General features: G+C 57.9%; 13 protein-coding genes. 7 read left to right on the plus strand and 6 right to left on the minus strand.

Annotated elements, in window-relative coordinates:
* Positions 1–7 precede the first annotated feature (7 nt).
* The 3 genes from rimM to ffh all read right to left on the minus strand — a co-directional run bounded on the left by rimM (position 8) and on the right by ffh (position 2298).
* Positions 8–556 carry a ribosome maturation factor RimM gene (rimM, locus tag AAE045_RS00070; RefSeq protein ID WP_455545960.1) on the minus strand — a complete coding sequence of 183 codons (549 nt, stop codon included), beginning with the start codon at positions 554–556 and terminating at the stop codon, positions 8–10.
* Positions 557–574: 18 nt separating this feature from the next.
* A complete protein-coding gene (gene rpsP / locus AAE045_RS00075) occupies positions 575–823 on the minus strand; it encodes a 30S ribosomal protein S16 (protein WP_202306856.1) in 249 nt (82 codons plus the stop codon).
* A 113-nt stretch (positions 824–936) separates the two neighbouring features.
* On the minus strand, positions 937–2298 hold the full coding sequence (gene ffh, locus AAE045_RS00080; protein ID WP_202306858.1) for a signal recognition particle protein: 1362 nt from the start codon (positions 2296–2298) through the stop codon (positions 937–939).
* Positions 2299–2469: 171 nt separating this feature from the next.
* Here ffh and AAE045_RS00085 point away from each other — a divergent pair, with 171 nt between their 5' ends.
* Complete coding sequence (locus AAE045_RS00085; RefSeq protein WP_455545961.1) at positions 2470–3258, plus strand: cytochrome C assembly family protein; 789 nt, start codon at positions 2470–2472, stop codon at positions 3256–3258.
* A gap of 25 nt (positions 3259–3283) precedes the next feature.
* The gene (locus AAE045_RS00090; protein WP_455425459.1) at positions 3284–4570 is read left to right on the plus strand and encodes an HlyC/CorC family transporter; all 1287 of its coding nucleotides are present in this window, start codon (positions 3284–3286) and stop codon (positions 4568–4570) included.
* A gap of 50 nt (positions 4571–4620) precedes the next feature.
* On the opposite strand, the gene grpE is transcribed toward AAE045_RS00090, so the two are convergent.
* On the minus strand, positions 4621–5202 hold the full coding sequence (gene grpE, locus AAE045_RS00095) for a nucleotide exchange factor GrpE (RefSeq protein ID WP_455425460.1): 582 nt from the start codon (positions 5200–5202) through the stop codon (positions 4621–4623).
* A 119-nt stretch (positions 5203–5321) separates the two neighbouring features.
* Here grpE and nadK point away from each other — a divergent pair, with 119 nt between their 5' ends.
* From nadK to bamE, 3 genes are all read left to right on the plus strand, one after another.
* Positions 5322–6215: an NAD(+) kinase gene (nadK, locus tag AAE045_RS00100; RefSeq protein WP_455545962.1), complete on the plus strand. Its 894-nt coding sequence runs from the start codon at positions 5322–5324 to the stop codon at positions 6213–6215.
* Between the two features lie 86 nt (positions 6216–6301).
* Positions 6302–7963, plus strand: a complete 1662-nt coding sequence (gene recN, locus AAE045_RS00105; RefSeq protein WP_455545963.1) for a DNA repair protein RecN — start codon at positions 6302–6304, stop codon at positions 7961–7963.
* A 220-nt stretch (positions 7964–8183) separates the two neighbouring features.
* Complete coding sequence (bamE, locus tag AAE045_RS00110; RefSeq protein ID WP_455545964.1) at positions 8184–8525, plus strand: outer membrane protein assembly factor BamE; 342 nt, start codon at positions 8184–8186, stop codon at positions 8523–8525.
* A gap of 72 nt (positions 8526–8597) precedes the next feature.
* On the opposite strand, the gene AAE045_RS00115 is transcribed toward bamE, so the two are convergent.
* The gene (locus AAE045_RS00115) at positions 8598–8891 is read right to left on the minus strand and encodes an RnfH family protein (protein WP_455545965.1); all 294 of its coding nucleotides are present in this window, start codon (positions 8889–8891) and stop codon (positions 8598–8600) included.
* Positions 8881–9318, minus strand: coding sequence for a type II toxin-antitoxin system RatA family toxin (locus AAE045_RS00120; RefSeq protein WP_455545966.1), 438 nt, complete (start codon positions 9316–9318; stop codon positions 8881–8883). The genes AAE045_RS00115 and AAE045_RS00120 overlap by 11 nt, the downstream gene beginning before the upstream one ends.
* Before the next feature lie 154 nt (positions 9319–9472).
* Here AAE045_RS00120 and smpB point away from each other — a divergent pair, with 154 nt between their 5' ends.
* Together smpB and AAE045_RS00130 are read left to right on the plus strand one after the other, a co-directional pair.
* Positions 9473–9955, plus strand: a complete 483-nt coding sequence (smpB, locus tag AAE045_RS00125; RefSeq protein WP_455545967.1) for an SsrA-binding protein SmpB — start codon at positions 9473–9475, stop codon at positions 9953–9955.
* Positions 9956–10677: 722 nt separating this feature from the next.
* Positions 10678–22251 (plus strand): BapA/Bap/LapF family large adhesin, encoded by an 11574-nt coding sequence (locus AAE045_RS00130; RefSeq protein WP_455545968.1) that lies wholly within the window; start codon positions 10678–10680, stop codon positions 22249–22251.
* The last annotated feature ends 30 nt before the right edge of the window (positions 22252–22281 follow it).

Genomic DNA, 22281 nt, shown 5'->3' on the forward strand with positions numbered 1-22281 from the left:
CGGAGGTTTAGAAACCAGGATCCCAATCTACTTCAATCGTTTGAGTAGCGAGATCGACTTTCTTGATAACCTGCCCATCGAGGAACGGAACCAGCCGCTCCTTGATACCGAACGCATCTTTCAGGTTTGCCTTAATGACGAGAACGTCATTGGAGCCGGTTTCCATCATGTCGATGACTTTACCGAGCTGATACCCCTGAGTGGTCACTACCTGGCAGCCCATAAGGTCTTTCCAGTAGTAGTCACCCTCGTCGAGGTTAGGCAACTGCGCAGAATCGATGACAATTTCGCAATTGGTCAATAGATTCGCGGCATCCCGATCGTCAACGCCTTTCAGCTTGATGATCAGATCCTGATTGTGGTGCTTCCAGCTTTCCAGCTGTACCTGCTGCCACTGACCCGCCTTCTGGATAAACCAGGGCTGATAGTCAAAAATGCTGTCGGCGTCTTCGGTGGAGGAAAACACTCTGAGCCAACCACGAATACCGTAGCAGGAGCCCATCTTGCCCAATACGATTGGGTTAACAGGAGCCTTTGCGGAGAGTTGATTGCTCATCATGACCACCGTGACAGATTAAGCTGCTTTCTTTGTAGCTTTGATCAGCGCAGATACGCGATCGGAAACGGTAGCGCCAAGGCCAACCCAATGCTCGATGCGATCCAGATCCAGGCGGGAAGCCTCGTCTTTTTCACCAGCGATAGGGTTGAAGAAGCCAACGCGCTCAATGAAGCGACCGTTACGTGCATTACGGCTGTCAGTAACAACAACCTGGTAGAACGGACGCTTTTTTGCGCCGTGACGTGCTAAACGAATAGTTACCATAACATCCTCTTTAGTGAATAAAACACCGGGCCCCATCGAGGGACGGAGCCCGGTGTCATATTAAAAGCCCGAAAATTTTACTCATTTGGGCGCAAAAAGCAATCTAAATGAGCTTAACGGCCTGGGAAACCTGGCGGCATCATACCTTTCATGCCGCGCATCATTTTCGCCATTCCGCCTTTTTTCATCTTCTTCATCATGCGCTGCATGTCGTCGAATTGTTTAAGAAGGCGGTTGACGTCCTGAACCTGCATACCGGAACCCTGCGCGATACGGCGCTTGCGGGAGCCTTTAATGATTTCTGGCTGGGCGCGTTCTTTCAGCGTCATGGAGTTAATAATCGCCTCCATGCGCACCAGCACTTTGTCGTCCATCTGCGATTTAACGTTGTCCGGCAGCTGGCCCATGCCCGGCAGCTTGCTCATCATGCTCGCCATGCCGCCCATGTTTTTCATCTGCTTGAGCTGCTCAAGGAAGTCGTTGAGGTCGAACCCGTCGCCCTTCTTCAGCTTGCTGGCAAGTTTTTCTGCCTGCGCGCGGTCAACCTTGCTTTCGATATCTTCGATAAGCGACAGCACGTCGCCCATGCCCAGAATACGGGAGGCAATACGATCCGGGTGGAACGGCTCCAGCGCTTCGGTTTTCTCGCCGACGCCGAGGAACTTGATTGGCTTACCGGTAATATGACGAATGGACAGCGCGGCACCGCCGCGCGCGTCGCCGTCGACCTTGGTCAGTACCACACCGGTCAGCGGCAGCGCTTCGTTGAAGGCCTTCGCGGTGTTCGCGGCATCCTGGCCGGTCATCGCATCTACTACAAACAGGGTTTCAACCGGGTTAATCGCGGCGTGAACCTGTTTGATTTCGTCCATCATCGCTTCGTCAACGTGCAGACGACCGGCGGTATCCACCAGCAGCACGTCGAAGAATTTCAGCTTCGCTTCTTTCAGCGCGGCGTTAACGATATCGACTGGCTTTTGCCCGACGTCAGACGGGAAGAACTCCACGCCAACCTGCTCGGCCAGCGTTTCCAGCTGTTTGATCGCCGCAGGGCGATAAACGTCGGCGGAGACGACCAGCACTTTCTTTTTGTGCTTTTCACGCAGGAACTTACCCAGCTTACCGACGCTGGTGGTTTTACCCGCACCCTGCAGGCCCGCCATCAGCACAACGGCCGGTGGCTGCGCGGCAAGATTCAGCACGGCATTTTCTTCGCCCATTGCCGCAACCAGCTCGGCGCGCACAATTTTGACGAACTCCTGACCCGGGGTCAGGCTCTTGTTGACTTCATGACCAACCGCTTTCTCTTTCACGCGGCTGATAAAATCTCGCACCACCGGCAGCGCAACGTCCGCTTCCAGCAGCGCCATGCGCACTTCGCGCAGCGTTTCTTTAACGTTCTCTTCAGTCAGCCGCCCACGGCCGCTGATATTGCGTAGGGAACGCGACAGACGGTCAGTTAAATTATCAAACATTGTATTTTGCCTAACGTGGTAACTAAGGCCGCGGTACGCGACACAAAACAGAATTTGGCGGATTATATCATGAAGCCGCCCGGCGTGTGATGTAACGGTTAGAGTTGGAGCAGGCGGCAGGTAACGTTATACTGCCTTTTTTCATCTCTGGCTAATTGACCGACACCTTATATGCCTGTTTTCGCCATCCTTGCGCTTGTAGCCTACTCCGTCAGCCTTGCGCTGATCATTCCCGGCCTGCTTCGGAAGAACAGTGCGTGGCGCCGTTTAGCTATTTTATCGGCCACCATTGCGCTTATCAGCCATGCCCTGGCGCTGGAATCCAGAATTTTTACCGGCGATGGCGGACAGAACCTGAGCCTGCTAAACGTTGGCTCGCTGGTCAGCCTGATGATCTGTACGGTAATGACGATTGTCGCCTCACGCAACCGCGGCTGGCTACTTTTGCCTATAGTGTACGCCTTTGCGCTGATCAATCTGGCTTTAGCCAGCTTTATGCCTAACGAATTCATCACCCATCTGGAAGCCACACCGGGCATGATGATTCATATTGGCCTCGCGCTCTTTGCCTACGCTACGCTTATCATTGCCGCGCTCTATGCCCTGCAGCTTGCCTGGATAGACTATCAGCTGAAGAACAAAAAGCTGGCGTTCAGCGCGGAAATGCCGCCGCTGATGGTTATTGAACGTAAAATGTTTCATATCACCCAGGTGGGCGTGGTACTGCTTACCCTGACGCTCTCCACCGGCCTGTTCTACATGCATAACCTGTTCAGCATGGAAAACGTCGATAAAGCCGTGCTGTCGATTCTCGCATGGTTTGTCTACGTCGTTCTGCTGTGGGGGCACTATCATGAAGGCTGGCGCGGTCGCCGCGTGGTGTGGTTCAACGTCGCCGGTGCGGCGATTCTTACCCTTGCCTACTTCGGTAGCCGGGTCCTGCAACAGTTTGTTGGCTAACCTGCATTATTAAAGGACAACCCTTTTGGAACACATCTCAACCACCACGCTGATCGTCACCCTGATCATCATGGTGGTGGTTTCAGCGTACTTCTCCGGTTCAGAAACCGGCATGATGACGTTAAACCGCTATCGCCTGCGCCACCTTGCCAAACAGGGCAACCGCGCGGCCAAACGCGTCGAAAAGTTACTTCGCAAACCAGACCGTTTAATCAGTCTGGTGCTGATTGGTAATAACCTCGTCAATATCCTTGCTTCGGCGCTCGCGACCATTGTCGGCATGCGTCTGTATGGCGATGCGGGCGTGGCAATCGCCACCGGCGTACTGACCTTTATCGTACTGATTTTTGCGGAAGTGCTGCCAAAAACCATCGCCGCTCTCTATCCGGAAAAAGTCGCCTTCCCGAGCAGCGTGCTGCTCGGCCCGCTGCAAATTCTGATGATGCCGCTGGTCTGGCTGCTGAACGTCATCACCCGCATGCTGATGCGCATGGTGGGGATTAAAACGGATAACGTGATCAGCGCCGCGCTCAGCAAAGACGAGCTGCGCACCATCGTGCATGAGTCCCACTCGAAAATTTCCCGCCGTAACCAGGACATGCTGCTGTCGGTGCTGGACCTGGAAAAGATGAGCGTTGACGACATCATGGTGCCGCGCAACGAAATCGTTGGTATAGATATCAACGACGACTGGAAATCCATCGTCCGTCAGCTGACCCACTCCCCGCATGGCCGCATCGTGCTCTACCGCGATACGCTGGACGATGCCATGAGCATGCTGCGCGTGCGCGAAGCCTACCGCCTGATGACGGAAAAGCAGGAGTTCACCAAAGAGACCCTGCTGCGCGCCGCCGATGAAATTTACTTTGTCCCGGAAGGGACACCGCTGAGCGTGCAGCTGGTCAAATTCCAGCGTAACAAGAAGAAAGTTGGCCTCGTGGTGGACGAGTACGGTGACATCCAGGGGCTGGTAACGGTAGAAGATATTCTTGAAGAGATCGTCGGTGACTTCACCACGTCAATGTCCCCCACGCTCGCCGAAGAGGTCACGCCGCAGAACGACGGCTCGGTAATCATCGAAGGCAGCGCCAACGTGCGCGAAATCAACAAGGCGTTCAACTGGACGCTGCCGGAAGACGAAGCCCGCACCGTTAACGGCATGCTGCTGGAAGAGCTACAGGAAATCCCGGCGAACGACACGCGCGTGCGTATTCTGCAGTACGACATTGATATTCTGGACGTGCAGGACAACATGATTAAGCAGGTGCGGGTCACGCCCGTTACGCCGCTGCGACAGAGCGTCGAGGAATAACAGGCAAAAAAAAGCCAGCCGCTAAGGGCTGGCTTTTTTTTCGGGCAAACTTACTTCGCTTTTGCCACGGAAACCATCGCGGCGCGAATGGTGCGGCCATTCAGGGTGTAACCCTTCTGCATCACCATCAGCACGTGGTTTGGCTCAACCTCTTCGGACTCAACCATGGCAATCGCCTGGTGAACGTCCGGGTTGAACGGCACGTTAGTCTCGCCAACCACTTCCACGCCGAACTTGCGAACCACGTCCAGCATGGATTTCTGGGTCAGTTCGATACCTTCGATCATCGCCGCCAGATCCGCATTGGATTTGTCAGCAACTTCGAGCGCGCGGTCAAGGCTGTCGATAACCGGCAGCAGTTCGTTGACGAATTTATCCAGCGCGAACTTGTGCGCCTTCTCAATATCTAACTCGGTACGACGGCGCAGGTTTTCCATCTCGGCTTTGGTGCGCAACAGGCTATCGCGCTCACGCTGCTGGACTTCTTCAAGCTGTGCAGTCAGATCGGCAATCTGTTCGTCGCGCGGATCCACCACCTCGGCACCTTCTACGGCCTCGACTTCTTCGTGGCTGTCCATTGCAATTTCGTCTGAGACTTGCTCGTCTGGTGTTTTCTGTTCTTTACTACTCATGAAATTCTCCGCGTTTTTAGCATTCATCTCGCTGGTTCGCTTATTATGGGGATCAGTTTCCGGGATTCAAGGGAACGTGACATATTGTCATAAACGTTTGCGTAATAAGGACCACCACGATGACGACCACGATCAAGAACGCCCATTTTAACTGCATTGGCATCGTTGGGCATCCCCGTCACCCTACCGCACTTACCACGCACGAAATGCTCTATCGCTGGCTGTGTGGCAAAGGTTACGACGTTATCGTGGAACAGCAAATAGCCCAGGAGCTGAACCTCAAGAATGTGAAAACCGGCACGCTGGCAGAAATAGGTCAGCTTGCCGACCTGGCCGTGGTCGTTGGCGGCGACGGCAATATGCTTGGCGCGGCCCGCGTACTGGCCCGTTACGATATCAAAGTTATCGGCATCAACCGTGGCAATCTGGGCTTTCTGACTGACCTTGACCCGGACAACGCCCAGCAGCAGCTGGCGGACGTGCTGGAAGGCCATTACATCAGTGAAAAACGTTTTCTGCTGGAAGCCCAGGTATGCCAGCACGATAAGGCCACCCGCCTGAGCACCGCCATCAACGAGGTCGTTCTGCATCCCGGCAAAGTCGCGCACATGATTGAATTTGAAGTCTACATTGATGAAGTCTTCGCGTTCTCCCAGCGTTCCGATGGCCTGATCATCTCCACGCCCACCGGCTCCACGGCCTATTCGCTTTCAGCTGGAGGCCCGATACTGACCCCGTCACTGGATGCGATAACGCTGGTGCCTATGTTCCCGCACACGCTGTCGGCGCGCCCGCTTGTTATCAATAGTAGCAGCACCATCCGCCTGCGTTTTTCACACATGCGAAGCGACCTTGAGATCAGCTGCGACAGCCAGATCGCCCTGCCAATCCAGGAAGGCGAAGACGTGCTGATCCGCCGCTGTGACTACCATCTCAGTCTTATCCATCCGAAAGACTACAGCTATTTCAATACGTTGAGCTCAAAGCTCGGCTGGTCAAAAAAATTGTTCTAAAAAGTCGCCGGGCCACTTTACTGTATATAATACCAGGTTATACTGTATGCAATTACAGTCATGGTTTTTCGTACAGGAAGGTGGCTATGCTCGCTCAACTCACCATCAGTAACTTCGCAATTGTTCGTGAACTTGAAATCGATTTTCACCAGGGTATGACCGCCATCACCGGCGAAACCGGTGCCGGTAAATCTATTGCGATTGATGCGCTGGGGCTGTGCCTGGGCGGCCGCGCCGAAGCGGATATGGTACGCAGGGGCGCAACCCGCGCCGATCTCTGCGCCCGCTTCTCCCTGAAAGATACCCCTGCCGCCCTGCGCTGGTTGGAAGAGAACCAGCTTGAAGAGGGCCGCGAGTGCCTGCTGCGCCGCGTCATCAGCAGCGACGGCCGCTCCCGTGGCTTTATCAACGGCACCGCCGTACCGCTTTCCCAGCTGCGCGACCTCGGCCAGCTGCTGATCCAGATCCACGGTCAGCATGCTCACCAGCTGCTGCTAAAACCGGAACATCAAAAAAATCTGCTGGACGGCTACGCTGGGGAACAATCCCTTATCGCGCAAATGGCAGAGCGTTACCGCGCATGGCACCAGAGCTGCCGCGACCTTGCGCAGCATCAGCAGCTTGCTCAGGAGCGCGCTTCCCGCGCCGAACTGCTCAACTACCAGCTTAAAGAGCTGAACGAATTCGCCCCCGTTGCCGGTGAGTTCGAGCAGATCGACGAAGAGTACAAACGCCTGGCAAACAGCGGTCAGCTGCTGTCCACCAGCCAGCAGGCGCTGAGCATTCTTGCAGATGGCGAAGGCAGCGACCTGCAGAGCCAGCTCTACAGCGTGCGCCAGCTGATGACCGAACTGATCGGCCTGGACGACAAGCTTTCCGGCGTGCTCGACATGCTTGAAGAGGCCGCCATCCAGATTTCGGAGGCCAGCGACGAGCTGCGCCACTACTGTGACCGTCTGGACCTCGACCCAAACCGCTTATACGAGCTGGAGCAGCGTATCTCCCGGCAAATCGCCCTGGCGCGCAAGCACCATATCTCCCCGGAAGAGCTGCCGTTGTTCCACCAGAAGCTGCTTGAAGAACAGCAGCAGCTGGACGACCAGGCCAGTTCGCAGGATGAGCTGATGCAGGCCGTGGCGCTTCACCACCAGCAGGCTCTTTCCGTGGCCCACGAACTGCATCAGCGTCGGGTTCATTACGCCGCCGAGCTGTGCGGGTTGATTACCGAAAGCATGCATTCGCTTTCCATGCCGCACGGCAAGCTGGCTATCGACGTAGAATTTAATGAAAACCACCTTACCGCTGAGGGTGCTGACCGCATCGATTTCCGCGTCACCACTAACCCCGGCCAGCCGCTGCAGCCGCTGGCAAAAGTGGCCTCCGGCGGTGAGCTGTCGCGCATTGCGCTGGCTATTCAGGTGATCACCGCACGTAAAATGGAAACCCCGGCGCTGATTTTCGATGAGGTGGACGTGGGGATTAGCGGGCCAACCGCAGCGGTGGTCGGAAAATTACTGCGCCAGCTGGGTGAATCCACTCAGGTGATGTGCGTGACTCACCTTCCGCAGGTGGCTGGCTGTGGGCATCAGCACTTCTACGTCAGCAAAGAAACGGACGGCGAAATGACCGAAACGCACATGCAGCCGCTGGATAAACGCTCTCGCCTGCAGGAGCTCGCGCGCCTGCTCGGCGGCAGCGAAGTGACCCGCAACACGCTGGCCAACGCAAAAGAACTTCTGGCAGCGTAATCCATCACAGCGGTACGGTAGTGGTTTATGCCGTACCCTGTGCAAAAAAACAGCGTTCAGCCCTCACTTTGCCAATTGAACAGCTTTTGAGCCAACTTTTTTGCCCTCTCAGGGTCTGAGTTGAGCGCCTTAAGGTTTTAAACTGCGAAAAGGTTTATTATCATCGGCATATTACGAATGAGCCACGTGCTGCTCGGGCCCGAAAAGGAATCAAATCACTATGCGCTGTAAAACGCTGACTGCTGCCGCAGCGGTTCTTCTTATGTTGACCGCAGGCTGTTCCACTCTGGAGCGAGTGGTTTACCGCCCCGATATCAACCAGGGGAACTACCTGACACCGAATGACGTGTCGAAGATCCGCACAGGTATGACCCAACAGCAGGTTGCTTATGCCCTGGGTACGCCGATGATGAGCGATCCGTTTGGTACCAACACCTGGTTCTACGTGTTCCGCCAGCAGCCTGGCCATGAAGGCGTGACTCAGCAAACGCTGACCCTGACCTTCAACAGCAGCGGCGTACTGACTAATATCGACAACAAGCCGAAGCTGGAAAAAAAGTAGTCGGCTGGCTTGCAGATCGAAAATTGAAAAAGGCGCCCAGGGCGCCTTTTTTATGGTTCCGATAGGGGAAAATTACTCTTTCTTCGCGGCTTTCTCCGCGCGCTGACGACGAAGCTCCTTCGGATCCGCAATCAGCGGGCGGTAGATCTCCACCCTGTCTCCGTCGTTAACCACGTCCGTAAGCTTTACCGGGCGGCTGTAGACACCCACTTTGTTTTTAGCCAGATCGATATCGCTGCGCAGCTCAAGCAGGCCCGAAGCAATAATGGCCTGCTCCACCGTGCTACCTGCGGCCAGCAAAACCCGGCGCAGATACTGCTTTTCCGGCAGGGCGTACACCACTTCAACGCTGATTTCAGGCGACACTGTAAACCTCTTTTGCCCGCACGGTAAATGCCTGAACCATGCTGCCAGCAAGCTCTTTGAAGATGCGGCCAAACGCCAGCTCAATCAGCTTGTTGGTAAACTCAAAATCGAGCTGGAACTCAATGCGGCAGGCTTCTTCACTGAGCGGCGTAAACTTCCAGCCGCCCATCAGAGATTTGAACGGGCCATCGACCAGGTGCATCAGAATGCTCTGGTTGCTGTGCAGGGTATTACGGGTAGTAAAGGTTTTGCTGATCCCCGCCTTGGATACGTCAACCGCGGCGGTCATCTGGTCCGGGGAGGCGTCGATAACCCGGCTGCCGGTGCAGCCAGGTAAAAAGTCCGGGTAGGATTTCACGTCATTCACTAACTGATACATCTGCTCGGCGCTGTAGGGCACCAGGGCAGTACGGCTGATCTGCGGCATAGCATTTCCTGTGGGTCATCCAACGCATAAATAATAACATTTATCCTCACGCAATGAAAAACTCTCGGCCCAGGGCATGCTAAGATATCTGCTTTCCGCCCGTGAGCTACGCGGGGTGTCTTTGAACTCTTGATTGCGTATACTGAGCAGCACTATGACTAAGAAAAAAGCAAACAAACCAGGCTCAGCCACCATTGCGCAGAACAAGCGCGCCCGTCACGAATACTTTATCGAAGATGAATTTGAAGCGGGCCTCGTACTGCAAGGCTGGGAAGTAAAATCTCTGCGTGCCGGGAAGGCGAACATCAGCGACAGCTACGTCATTTTAATCGACGGCGAAGCATTCCTGTTTGGCGCGAACTTCATTCCGCTGAACGTGGCCTCAAGCCACGTTGTCTGCGACCCAACGCGTACCCGTAAGCTGCTGCTGAACCAGCGCGAGCTGGATAACCTCTATGGCAGCATCAACCGCGATGGCTACACCGTGGTCGCCCTATCTCTGTACTGGAAAAATGCCTGGTGCAAAATAAAAATCGGCGTTGCCAAAGGTAAGAAGCAGTACGACAAGCGTACCGACCTCAAAGATCGTGAATGGGCGGTGGATAAAGCGCGCATTATGAAACACGCCGGTCGCTAATTGCTTTCCCGACGGCCCTTAATGTTAAGGGCCAGATTTAAATTTTCTCTCTCTTATTGCCATTACGATAAATATGCACTACTGCTAAATAATAACACCCGCCGCGTAATAATTAGCCCCCGCAATAAAAAGACCGAAGAATATATGATATTTTATATTTCTCCTTCAGCTGATATTGACGGAGTCAGCATTTTTACAACTTAGCGAAATTAATTTCCACTCTCATACTTAAGTATTAGGTCTTTTTTCCGGCTAATACCCACACTGCTTTTATGCACAATATCCACCCAGTTGCGAAGTATAGCGTAGATAAATTTGCCTGCCTGAAATTTGTATAAATCCATTAAATTCAGCAAGATATTATCAGCCAAACTTCTACAACCTCATCCCCCTTTGTACATGTCTTTTTTTCACTGCTTTAGCCCACCAAAACTTCATCATTACTTAACTATTAATTAAACATAGCTTCATTTGCGCTTTGTTTTATTCCTGTCTATATCATCAGTAGCCCGGTTTAAAAAAGTTAATGCATTATGATTCTTAGATTTAATTAAGATCGGCCGTACCAAAGAAAACCTATATTTATTCCCCCTGCAAGCCACCATTTTTTGCTGGCAGGGATCGTGCGCGCTTAATTTAACTGATGTTTATCCCGGGAAGGTTTCTTTACTTAAGTTCCGTTTAAGACTACACCCACGCTCATCCCGAATGGAGTGATAACAATGCGATCAATATCCGTCATATCAAAATTAACCGGCGTATCAAATAACGTTGAAGCCTCGGAAATTACGCTGAATGCGCCGTCGATTGTCGAGCTTAAGGCCGAACGCGCCGATATCGCCAGCATTGTTCGCTCCAGCCAGGACATGATAGTTACGCTGCGTGACGGCGAAGTCATCACCGTAAAAAACTTCTATGCGTATGCCGATCAGGGCGGTAACCAGCTGGTGCTGGAAGACAGTAACGGTGCGCTGTGGTGGGTGCAGGACACCTCGGGGGGCTTCCATTTCGAATCCATTGCCAACATTGATGAACTGATGGCCGCCACGGGCGCGAACTCTGAGGGTGGTGCTATCTGGCCGTGGGTGCTGGGCGGCGTAGCCGTTGCTGCGGGTATTGGCATTGCCGCCGGTAGCGGAGGCGGCGGAGGTGGTGGCAGTGACGATTCAAACAATGGCGGCAATGGCGGTAATGATGGTGGGAACGGGGGCAACAACGGGGGTAACGGCGGTAACGACGGCGGCAATAACGGCGGGACGGGCGGCGACAACGGTGGCGAACCCGGAACCTCAAATCCCGGCGGCGGCATAACCGCTGACACCACGCCACCTACGGCACCAACGAATTTAGCCGTATCGGGTGACGGAAAATCCGTGTCCGGTACCGCTGAGCCGGGCAGTACGGTCACGATAAAAGATGGCAGTGGAAACGTTATCGGGACAGGTACAGCTGGCAGCGACGGCAGCTTTACCATTCCGGTTACCACGCCGCAAATCAGCGGCGAAACGCTGGACGTTAGCGCTACAGATCCGGCAGGCAATACCGGCCCATCAGGTACGGTCACCGCACCGCTGATTCCCGATCCGCTTGAACCCATTTTAACCGGCGTTTTCGATGATGCGGATCCGGTCACCGGCGTCGTGCTGAACGGTGAATCAACCAACGATAAAACGCCGACGATACAAGGCGCCGGGCTTGCGAATTCAGTTATTCATATTTACGACAATGGCATTGAAATCGGGACCACCGTCGCCGATGCCAACGGTAACTGGAGCTTTACGCCGGGGACTGAACTGGCGGACGGCACACACGCATTCACCGCCACCGCCACCAATCTCAAGGGCGACAGTGGCGAATCGGCCAGCTTCACGGTGATAATCGATACCGTGGCCCCGACGGCCCCGCTGCTCGATCAGATTATTGACAACACGGGCACGCTCACTGGCCCGGTAACCGGCCCGACGGACGATGCCCAGCCAACATTCAGCGGAACCGGCGAGGCCGGAAGCACCATTACGCTTCTGGAAAACGGAGTGAAGATTGGTGAGGCAACGGTAGGTGAAGACGGTAGATGGAGTCTGACCCCGGACCTGCCGCTAAATGATGGAACGCATAACTTAACGCTGCAGCAGACCGACCCGGCAGGTAACGTTAGCGAGTCTACCACTGTTCCCGCTTTAACCATCGACACCACACCGCCTGCGGCAGCCATCGTCAACGAAGTCAGCCAGGACGGGACTATCGTCGGCGGTACGGCTGAGCCCAACAGCAACATTACGATTCTGGGCGCAAACAATGTTGTTATAGGATCCGGCATCACTGGTGCCAACGGTGCTTTTAGCGTCACGCTCACTCCCGCTCAGACACACGGCGAGCAGCTGACCATTGCGGTGCAGGACAGCGCTGGCAACAATGGGCCAACGGCTGATTTCACGGCCTCCAATTCCGGCTTCCCACCCGTCCCCGTTCTCGGTTCTGTCACTGACGATGCTGGCAGCACCACCGGAGCCTTAAGCAGCGGCAGCGCGACGGATGACTCAACGCCGACCCTGGTCGGTACCGCAGAAGCCGGCAGCACGGTCACTATTTTAAACAACGGCGTCAGTATTGGCACGGCTCTCGTTAACGGGTCTGGAAACTGGACATTCACGCCAGACCCCGCCCTGGCAGACGGCACCTACAACCTCACCTTCAACGCGACAAACGACAAAGGCACCAGCGGCACATCTTCGTCCTTCACGCTGAGCGTTGACACGGCAGCCCCTGCCGATCCGGTGGTGCAGGCGGTTTCCGTAGATGGTTTAACGGTGACCGGAACAGCCGAGGCGGGCAGCCAGGTCGCGATTAAAAACGCTGGCGGCGACACGATCGGCACCGCCACCGCCGACGGTAGCGGTAATTTTAGCGTGACGATTTCACCGGCGCAGACCAACGGCGAAGCGCTCACGGCCACCGCAACTGACAAGGCAGGTAACGCCAGCGGCGCGACAGATTTCAACGCGCTGGACAACACACCGCCAGCAGCACCAACCGGCCTGGCCGTGTCGCCTGACGGCCTTCACGTTACCGGCACCGCAGAGCCGGGCAGCACGGTTATCATCAAGGGTGCTGACAACACCGTTCTGGCTACCGGCCAGGCCGATCCTGTCACCGGCGCTTTTGATATCTCGCCGCTGGATCCTGCCCAGACTAACGGTGAGGTACTTACCGTTAATGCGACAGACGGCTCGGGGAACACCGGCCCGGACGGCAACGTCGTCGCCCAGGATTCCACCCTTCCGCAAGCGCCGACGGGCGTCGCTGTTTCCGATGACGGTACAACGGTGACGGGCACCGCCGAAGCGGGCAGCACCGTCACGATTAAAGACGATGATGGAACCACCATCGGTACAGGCAAGGCCAACGATGACGGCAGCTTCAGCGTACCTGTCAACCCGCCGCAGACCAACGGCGAAACGCTGGACGTGACGGCAACCGACAAGGCGGGCAATACCGGCCCGGCAGCCGAAGCGACCGCCCCGGACCTCACCGCACCCGGCACGCCGGTTATTTCAGCCGTTATTGATAACGTGGATGCCGTCACCGGCAACGTCATCAGCGGGCAGCCGACCAATGACGACACGCCCCAGATCACCGGCACCGCGGACGTTGGCTCAACCGTCAACATCTATGACAACGGCACGCTGCTCACCAGCATTGTCATCGACGGCACGGGCGCCTGGAGCTTTACCCCAGACGCCGCGCTGGGCCAGGGCCTGCATAATCTGACCGTGACGGCTTCCGATGCCGCAGGCAATACCAGCCCGGCGGCGACATTCAGCTTCGTCGTGGATACCGTAAGGCCGCTCGCGGCAACGATCACGCAGATCAGCGACGACGTGGGAACCCTCACGGGCACCGTTGCTAATAACGGCGTCAGCAACGATCCAACGCCAACCCTTAGCGGTACGGGCGAACCAAACACCTTTGTAAGCATTTACGATGGCGATACGCTGCTGACTACCCTGACAGTGGGCGACTCGGGAACCTGGACCTACACCACGGCGAACAGGGCGGATGGCCTACACAGCTTCACGGTCACCGCTGCGGATGGGGCTGGTAACACCACGCCTCGTTCCGACGTTTACACCGTTACCATCGACACCGGCATTCCGGCAACGCCTGCGTTTACCAACGCGTTCGATAACGCAGGCTCGGTGACAACCCCGCTGCTCAGCGGCGCGGTAACCGATGATACCCAGCCGCAGTTCAACGGCACGGGGGCTATTGGTTCCACCATTACGCTGTATGAAGGCACAACGGCCATCGGCACCGCAACCGTAGACGGCAGCGGCAACTGGACGATTACCCCCGCGCAGCCGTTAAGCGAAGGGGCGCACTCGCTCACCGCCATCGCCTCTGACGCAGCCGGTAACGCCAGCCCGGCAGCAGGCTTTACCCTGACCGTGGACACCACACCTCCTGGCGCACCGCAAATCCTTTTGGCGCAGGGGGATGTCGCCGGTACGCCTGCCGATATTACCAACGGTGGCAGCACGCAAAGCGGCGATCCGCTTCTCTCCGGGAAAGGCGAAGCGGGCGCGAAAATTGAGATCTTTGAGAATGGCGTCTCATTAGGCACCACTACCGTGCTGGGTGACGGCACATGGTCCCTCACGCCAGCACCGGCTCTGGGACAGGGCACACACACGCTGACCGCTGTCGCAACGGATGTTGCAGGCAACGCCGGTGTGCCTTCCGCAGGCTTTACGCTGACGGTCGACAACGTGGCGCCTGTCGCGCCACAAGCCCCGGTCATCAATGATGACCAGGCGCCAGGTCTGGGCATCGTCGCCCCGGATGGAGATACCAACGACACCACGCCAACCTTTACAGGAACGGGTGGCACGGCTGGCGATACCATCACGATCTACAACAACGGTACGACAGAGCTGGGCAGCGCGACGGTTCGTGCCGATGGCACATGGAGCGTAACGCCTGCCACGCCGCTGCCGGAAGGCATCTATAACATCACCGCGGTTGCGACGGACCCGGCAGGTAACATTAGCCAGCCATCTGCTACGGTCAGTTTCGATGTGGATACGAAGCTGCCTGATACGCCAGAAATTACGTTCGCAAACGATGATGTTGGCGATCTCACCGGTAACCAGATTAGCGGCAGCACTACCGATGACAACCTTCCCGCTTTCCAGGGGACGGGTAACGAAGGCGAAACCATTACGCTGTATAACGGCACAGCTGTTATCGGCACGGCGGTCGTTGGCACGGGCGGCGTATGGACTATAACCCCAGCTACACCTCTGCCTGATGGCGTCTACAGCCTGACCGCAACGGCCACAGATCCGGCGGGCAACGTCAGCCCGGTATCCAATACATTCGATCTCACCGTTAATACCACGCCGCTGGACGCACCGGTTCTGAACGGAGCGGTTGATGACGATGTGCCAGCCGCACCGATTCAACTGCTCGACGGTAGCGCCACCAACGACACCACGCCAACCCTGAGCGGCACCGGCACCGTGGGCAGTACCGTTACCGTTTATGAAAACGACGGGACTACCGCGTTGGGCAGCGCTGTGGTCGGTGCGGATGGCACCTGGACAATTACTACTTCAACGCTCGCAGACGGCGAGCATACGCTGAAACTGGGTGCAACCAATGCGGCTGGCAAGGTCATTGCGCCAGCGGAAGCCATCAGTATCACCGTGGATAACACGCCGCCGGATGCCCCAGTTGTTACGGCTCCGACTGATCCTACCGGAACCTTGATTAGCGGCACGGCGGAAGCCGGAAGCACGGTAATTATCAAAGATGCCCAGGGGAATATATTAGGCAGCGCCGTCACCGATGGAACACCGGGGCCAGGCGCTACCGGTAACTGGACGGTAACTATCTTCCCGGCGCAAACCACCGGCGGAGCGTTAACGGCAACCGCTCAGGACACGGCGGGTAACCAAAGCGGGGAAGCTGGGTTTACTGCCGTGACCTCCGGCCTCCCTCAGCCGCCGGTGATCAACACCGTGGCGGACGATGCTGGCACCGTAGTGGGTAATCTCGCCAACGGCAACTCTACCGACGATACCCTGCCAACGCTAACCGGATCGGGTGCGGCGGTTAACGCCATCGTTAATATCTATGTGGATGGTGTGTTATTCACCACGGTGGAAGCGGATAACCTCGGCAACTGGAACTACCAGTTCACACAAGCGCTCGCCCAGGGGACGCACACCTTTGCCGTCAGCCAGACGACAACGGATTTCCTGACCAGCGGCCAGTCGCCGCAGTTCACCATCGTCGTAGATACCACTGCGCCAGCCATTCCGGCAATTACCTCAGTAACTGACGACGTGACGCCGGGAACCGACCTGCTGGCCAGCGGTGATGCCACTAACGACCCGCGCCCGACAATCTCCGGTACCGGCGAGATTGGCTCGACTATTAATGTGCTCAGCGACGGCGTCTCCATCGGCAGCGTTGTTGTTGGCCCGACAGGCTCCTGGAGCTTAATTCCTGGTGCCGACCTTCTTGATGGGCAACATACCCTGACGGTAACCTCCACTGACGCCGCAGGAAACACAATCGCCTCTTCCGCCGGGTTCGTGGTGAATGTAGATACCACCCTCCCAGCCGCGCCGGTCGTTACAGGAGCAAGCGAAAACGTTGGCGCGCCTGGCCCGGTAGTCTCAGGCCAGCCGACCAACGACACCACGCCAACCCTGACCGGCAGCGCGGAGCCGAACACCACGCTGACCGTCCGCGATAACGGTGCAGTAATCGGCACGGTTAACGTCGACGACACGGGGAGCTGGAGCTTTACGCCGACCACGCCGCTTACCGAGGGCAGCCACAGTCTGACGCTGACGGCTACCGATACCGCAGGCAACGTTGGTCCGGCGTCAGAAGCATTTAACGTCGTGGTCGATACCGCAGCGCCTGTTGTACCAACAATCACTACGGTCATTGATGACCAGACGACGATCGGCACCGACACGCCGCTGATTAACGGGCAGCTCACCAAAGACACCCTGCCGACGCTGAACGGCACCAGCGAAGCCAACGCCATTGTGACCGTTCGCGAGGGCACAAACGTTATCGGCACCACCACGGCGGATGGCAGCGGGAACTGGTCATTTACGCCAACCGCTCCGCTCGGCCAGGGCAGCCATAGCCTGAACGTCACCGCCACCGATGCCGCTGGGAACACCAGTAATCCATCTTCTGCCTTCTCAATTGTGGTGGACTCGCTGGCGCCAACGCCACCGGCCATCGTGACGGTTACCGACAACACCGCGCCGTCCACCGGGCCGGTCACCAGCGGCATCGCCACCAACGAAACTCGTCCGGCGCTGACCGGGACGGGCGAAGTCGGTGCAACAATTACCGTGTATAACGATGGCACCGCCATCGGAACTACCACAGTCGGCGCGGGCGGAACCTGGAGCTTTACGCCAGCCGCCGCCATCGCCAGCGGTTCGCACAGCCTGACCGTCACCGCCACGGATTCTGCCGGCAACGTCAGCGCACCTTCCGCCGGGTTTAACCTGGTGGTGGATATCGCCGCACCGGTCGCGCCGACGATAACCACGGTAGCGGATGACGCGGGCACCGCCGTTGGCAATCTGACAAGCGGCCAGACCACGGACGACGCCACGCCGAAACTCACCGGCACGGCGGAAGCCAACGCCACGGTTAACATTTACGACAACGGAACGCTGATTGGCACCGCGCCTGCGGACGGCACGGGGGCCTGGACATTCACGCCCGGCACCGCCCTCGGCAACGGCAGCCACATCTTTACGGCAACGTCTACCGACGTGGCGGGCAACGTCAGTCCGGCCACCGGCCCGTTCACGATTATTATTGATACCCAGGCACCTACCTCGCCGGTGGTCATCCAGGCGTTTGACGACGCCGAGCCGGGCACCGGTCCGCTGGTCAGCGGCCAGACCACCAATGACAAACAGCCGCTCCTGAGCGGGACGGCGGAAGCGAACACTACGGTCACCCTTTACGATAACGGTAGCCTGCTGGGCACCACGACCACCAATGGTGCAGGCGCATGGACCTTTGTACCAGCCAGCGCGCTGGGCGAAGGAAGCCACACCTTCACCGCGACCTCCACGGACGCGGCGGGCAACGTAGGGGCCATTTCAGGTAATTTCAGCCTGGTTATCGACAGCGTTGCGCCAACCCTGCCGGTGCTGGTCACGGTTGTGGACGACGTGGCGGGCGGCGTATTTAACGGACCGCTCACCAACGGGCAGGCGACCAACGATACGCGCCCTACCCTGAACGGTACCGGCGAAACGGGCAGCACCATCTCCGTTTACGATGGCAGCACCCTGCTCGGCACCACAACCGTGGTTAACGGTGCCTGGACATTTACCCCAACCACGCCGCTGACGGCAGGATCCCACACGCTGACAGCCATCGCCACGGATGCAGCCGGGAACGCCAGCGCCGCAACGGCAGGTTTCACCCTGGTGGTCGATGCCACCGTGCCGGTTACCCCGGCCATTTCTTCGATTGTTGATGATGTCGGGCCTAACGTTGGCGCAGTTGGCAACCTGCCAACAAACGACGCGCAGCCAACCCTTAACGGCACGGCGGAAGCGGGCGCGACGGTCAGCATCTACGACAATGGCCTGCTTCTCACCACCGTCACGGCGAACGGCAGCGGCAGCTGGACCTATACTCCAGACGCCCCGCTCGCTCAGGGCAACCACACCTTTACCGTCACCGCAACGGACCCGGCGGGTAACACCAGCGCCACCAGCCTGCCTGCGGCGATTGTGGTGGATACCGTAGCGCCGGGCGCACCAACGGGTATCACGGTTAACGCCACGGGGACCAGCGTCACGGGGACTGCCGAAGCGGGCAGCACCGTCACCATCACCAGCGCAACCGGGACCGTTCTGGGTACGGCAACGGCGGACGGTACGGGTACGTTCACCATCGCCATTTCCCCAGCCCAGACCAGCGCCCAGCCGCTATTGGCCTTTGCAACGGATGTGGCCGGGAACCTTGGGGTCTCCGCAGGCTTTAGCGCGCCGTTCACCGGCGTGCCGGGAGTGCCGCTTATCTCCAGCATTGTGGATGACACTAATCCGCAGGTTGGCACCGTGGCGAACGGGCTGAGCACCAACGACACCACGCCGACCATCAACGGGACGGCCGAGGCCGGAGCGACCGTTAACGTCTACAACAACGGCGTGCTGATGGGCACGACCAGCGCCAGCGGCAGCGGTAGCTGGAGCTTCACGCCAACCGGCGCGCTCGGCGAAGGCTCCCACGCCTTTACCGCCACGGCGACCAACGCCAACGGCACGGGCAACTTCTCTTCTGCCGCAACGGTGATTGTTGATATTACGCCGCCAGCAATCCCGACTGCGGTTGTCAGCGCGGATGGCTCAACGGTCAGCGGGATAGCGGAAGCCAACAGCACGGTGACCATCTCTCTGCCAGGCGGAGGAACGGTGACCGCCACGGCGAACGCCAGCGGGAACTACAGCGCCACGCTGCCGGTGCGCCAGATTGAAGGACAGCAGCTTTCGGTCAACGCGACGGACGCGGCGGGGAACACCGGCTCCTCACTGAACATTAACGCGCCTACGCTGCCGCTGGCGGCGGACAGCAACGTGGTCGATCTGGCGTTAACCACCACCTCCACCGTCACCACCGAGCATTACAGCGATTACGGCGTGCTGCTGGTAGGCGCGCTGGGGGATACGGCTTCGGTACTGGGGAATGACACCGCGCAGGTCGGCTTCACCATCGCCGAGGGCGGCAGCGGCGCGGTCACCATTGACGCAGCCGCAACCGGCGTAGTGCTCTCATTGCTGAACACGCTGGAAATTGCGATTCAGAAATACGACTCGGCGACCGGCACCTGGAGCACGATTATCGACTCCTCGGCGCCGCAGTTTGCCAACCTGCTGACCCTCGGGGCGAGCGGCGTCACCATGAACATCGCCGGGCTGAGCGGCGGCACCTACCGGGTGCTGAGCTACAACACCAGCCTGCTGGCAACAGGTTCGCTGACCAGCCTCGACGTCACCTTGCTTAACTCCAGCCCGGGCACGCTCGCAGGCACCACAACCGTACCGGGCAACGTGATCACCGATGTGGATCCGAACGGCGGGCAGGATAACGCCCCGGCCGGAACGGTCGTCACCTCGGTCGCCAACGCGATGGGAGTCAGTACGCCGGTCGGCGCTGGCGGGGTAGATATTCAGGGGCAGTATGGCGTTCTGCACATTAATCAGGACGGCAGCTACACCTACACGCTGACCAGCACATCGCCGTCGGTCATTGGCCGCACTGAGAACTTCACCTACACCATCACCCACAACGGCGTGAGCGACTCGGCTCAGCTGGTGGTCACGCTCGGCAACCCGCTGCCTGCCAGCACCGTGACGCCTACGGATAACACGGCGGCGCTGACCTACAGCACCGATGTTGAAGCGGTCAACCACGGGCCTTCTTCCCAGAGCGGCTTCTCGGTGGTTGGCGTCGGGCTGGGCAACGTGCTGAGCCTGAACGTGCTGGCCAACATGGCCAACCCGATAATCTTCGACGTGGATGAAGGTTCAACGCGCACCCTGACATTGCAGGCGAGCGTGGGCGGGGTGGCGCTGCTGTCGACCTTTGACCTTTATATCTACAAATTCAACGATACAACCCAGCAGTTCGAGCAATATAAGGTGGAGAAAACCTGGCTGACCGCGCCGCTGCTGGGCGGGCAGTCCGCGCAGCTCACCCTGACGCTGCCGGGCGGGGAGTACCTCTTCCTGCTCAATAACGCCAGCGGCGTCACCGTGCTGACGGGCTACACGCTGAACATTCTGCAGGATCACACCTACGCCGTAGAAAGCGTCAGCGCCACTACGACGGGCAACGTGCTCAGCGATGACATTGCACCGACCGACAGCCACGTCACCCAGGTTAACGGCGTCTCCGTAGCCAGCAGCGGCACCACAACCATTAACGGGGAATACGGCACGCTGACCATCGATGCTAACGGCAACTACACCTACAAGCTGAACGCGGGCGTAGGGGCAGACAGCATCAAAACGCCGGACAGCTTCGTCTACACGGTCACCGCGCCGAACGGCGATACCGGCACCGCATCGCTGAACGTGACGGCAACGCCGCGAACCGTTGACGCCATTGATGACACCAGCGCGCTGATGGCGGTCAGCACCGCACAGGACACTGCGGCCTACTCGGATACGACCGTCGGAACGGCATCATGGAACGCCGCCCTTCTGTCATCCACCTCCGGCAGCGGCAGCGGCACATTTGTCGTCGACAGCAACGCAGTGCTCCACAACCCGGTGCTGCATTTCAGCGTCGCGTCCCTGCTGTCCCTAGGAGGATTGTCGGTTAGCTGGACGTTGACCGGCCCGTCAGGGGTGGTGAAAACCGGTTCGTTTAACGGCGGGCTTTTACTGGGCGGCGTGGCGAATGTCGATCTGAGCGGCACGGATCTCCAGGCTGGCACCTACACCCTGAACTATACCGGCAACATGGGCCCACTTGGCGTTGGGCGGATCACAGTCACGCCATCGGTGACCGGCACCACGCTGGATCTCGACAGCTATTCGACCCTCGCGGGCCACACCGTACATGGCAACCTGTATGACGGAACGGACACCGCAGGCGCGGTAGACCAGCTTGGCACCGTCCATACCCTGCTGACCATCACCGGCTACAACGGCAGCACCGCCACGCTGAACCCGGTCAACAGCGCCGACACCAGCGCGACCATTCAGGGACATTACGGCACGCTGCAAATCGGCGTTGACGGTGCCTATACCTACACGCTGAACAGCGGGGTTTCACCTGCGGCCATCACCACTAAGGAGACGTTCAACTACACCCTGAACGACCAGAACGGCCATTCGGACAGCGCCACGTTAACCATCAACATGAACCCGCAGTTCGTCAGCACCAGCCAGGGCGACGTGATCAACGGCTCGGTGTATGGCGATACGCTGGTGTACGACCTGCTCAACGCCACCAGCGCCACGGGCGGCAACGGCGCGGATACCTGGAAAAACTTCAGCCTGGCGCAGGGGGATAAGATCGATATCCACGACCTGCTGCAGGGCTGGAACCCTGCCACCTCCAACATCGGCAACTACCTGAACGTCACCACCAGCGGCAATAACACGGTGATCTCCATCGACCGTGACGGTACGGGAACAACCCACAATCTAACCACGCTTGTAACCCTGGAGAACGTCCACACCACGCTCGATGAGCTGGTGCAGCAGAACCACATTGTGACCTGAGTTAAGCCAGTAAAATCCCCGGGTGCAAAG

It is taken from the genome of Dryocola clanedunensis (assembly GCF_038405435.1).
GTDB classification, from domain to species: Bacteria; Pseudomonadota; Gammaproteobacteria; order Enterobacterales; family Enterobacteriaceae; genus Dryocola; species Dryocola clanedunensis_A.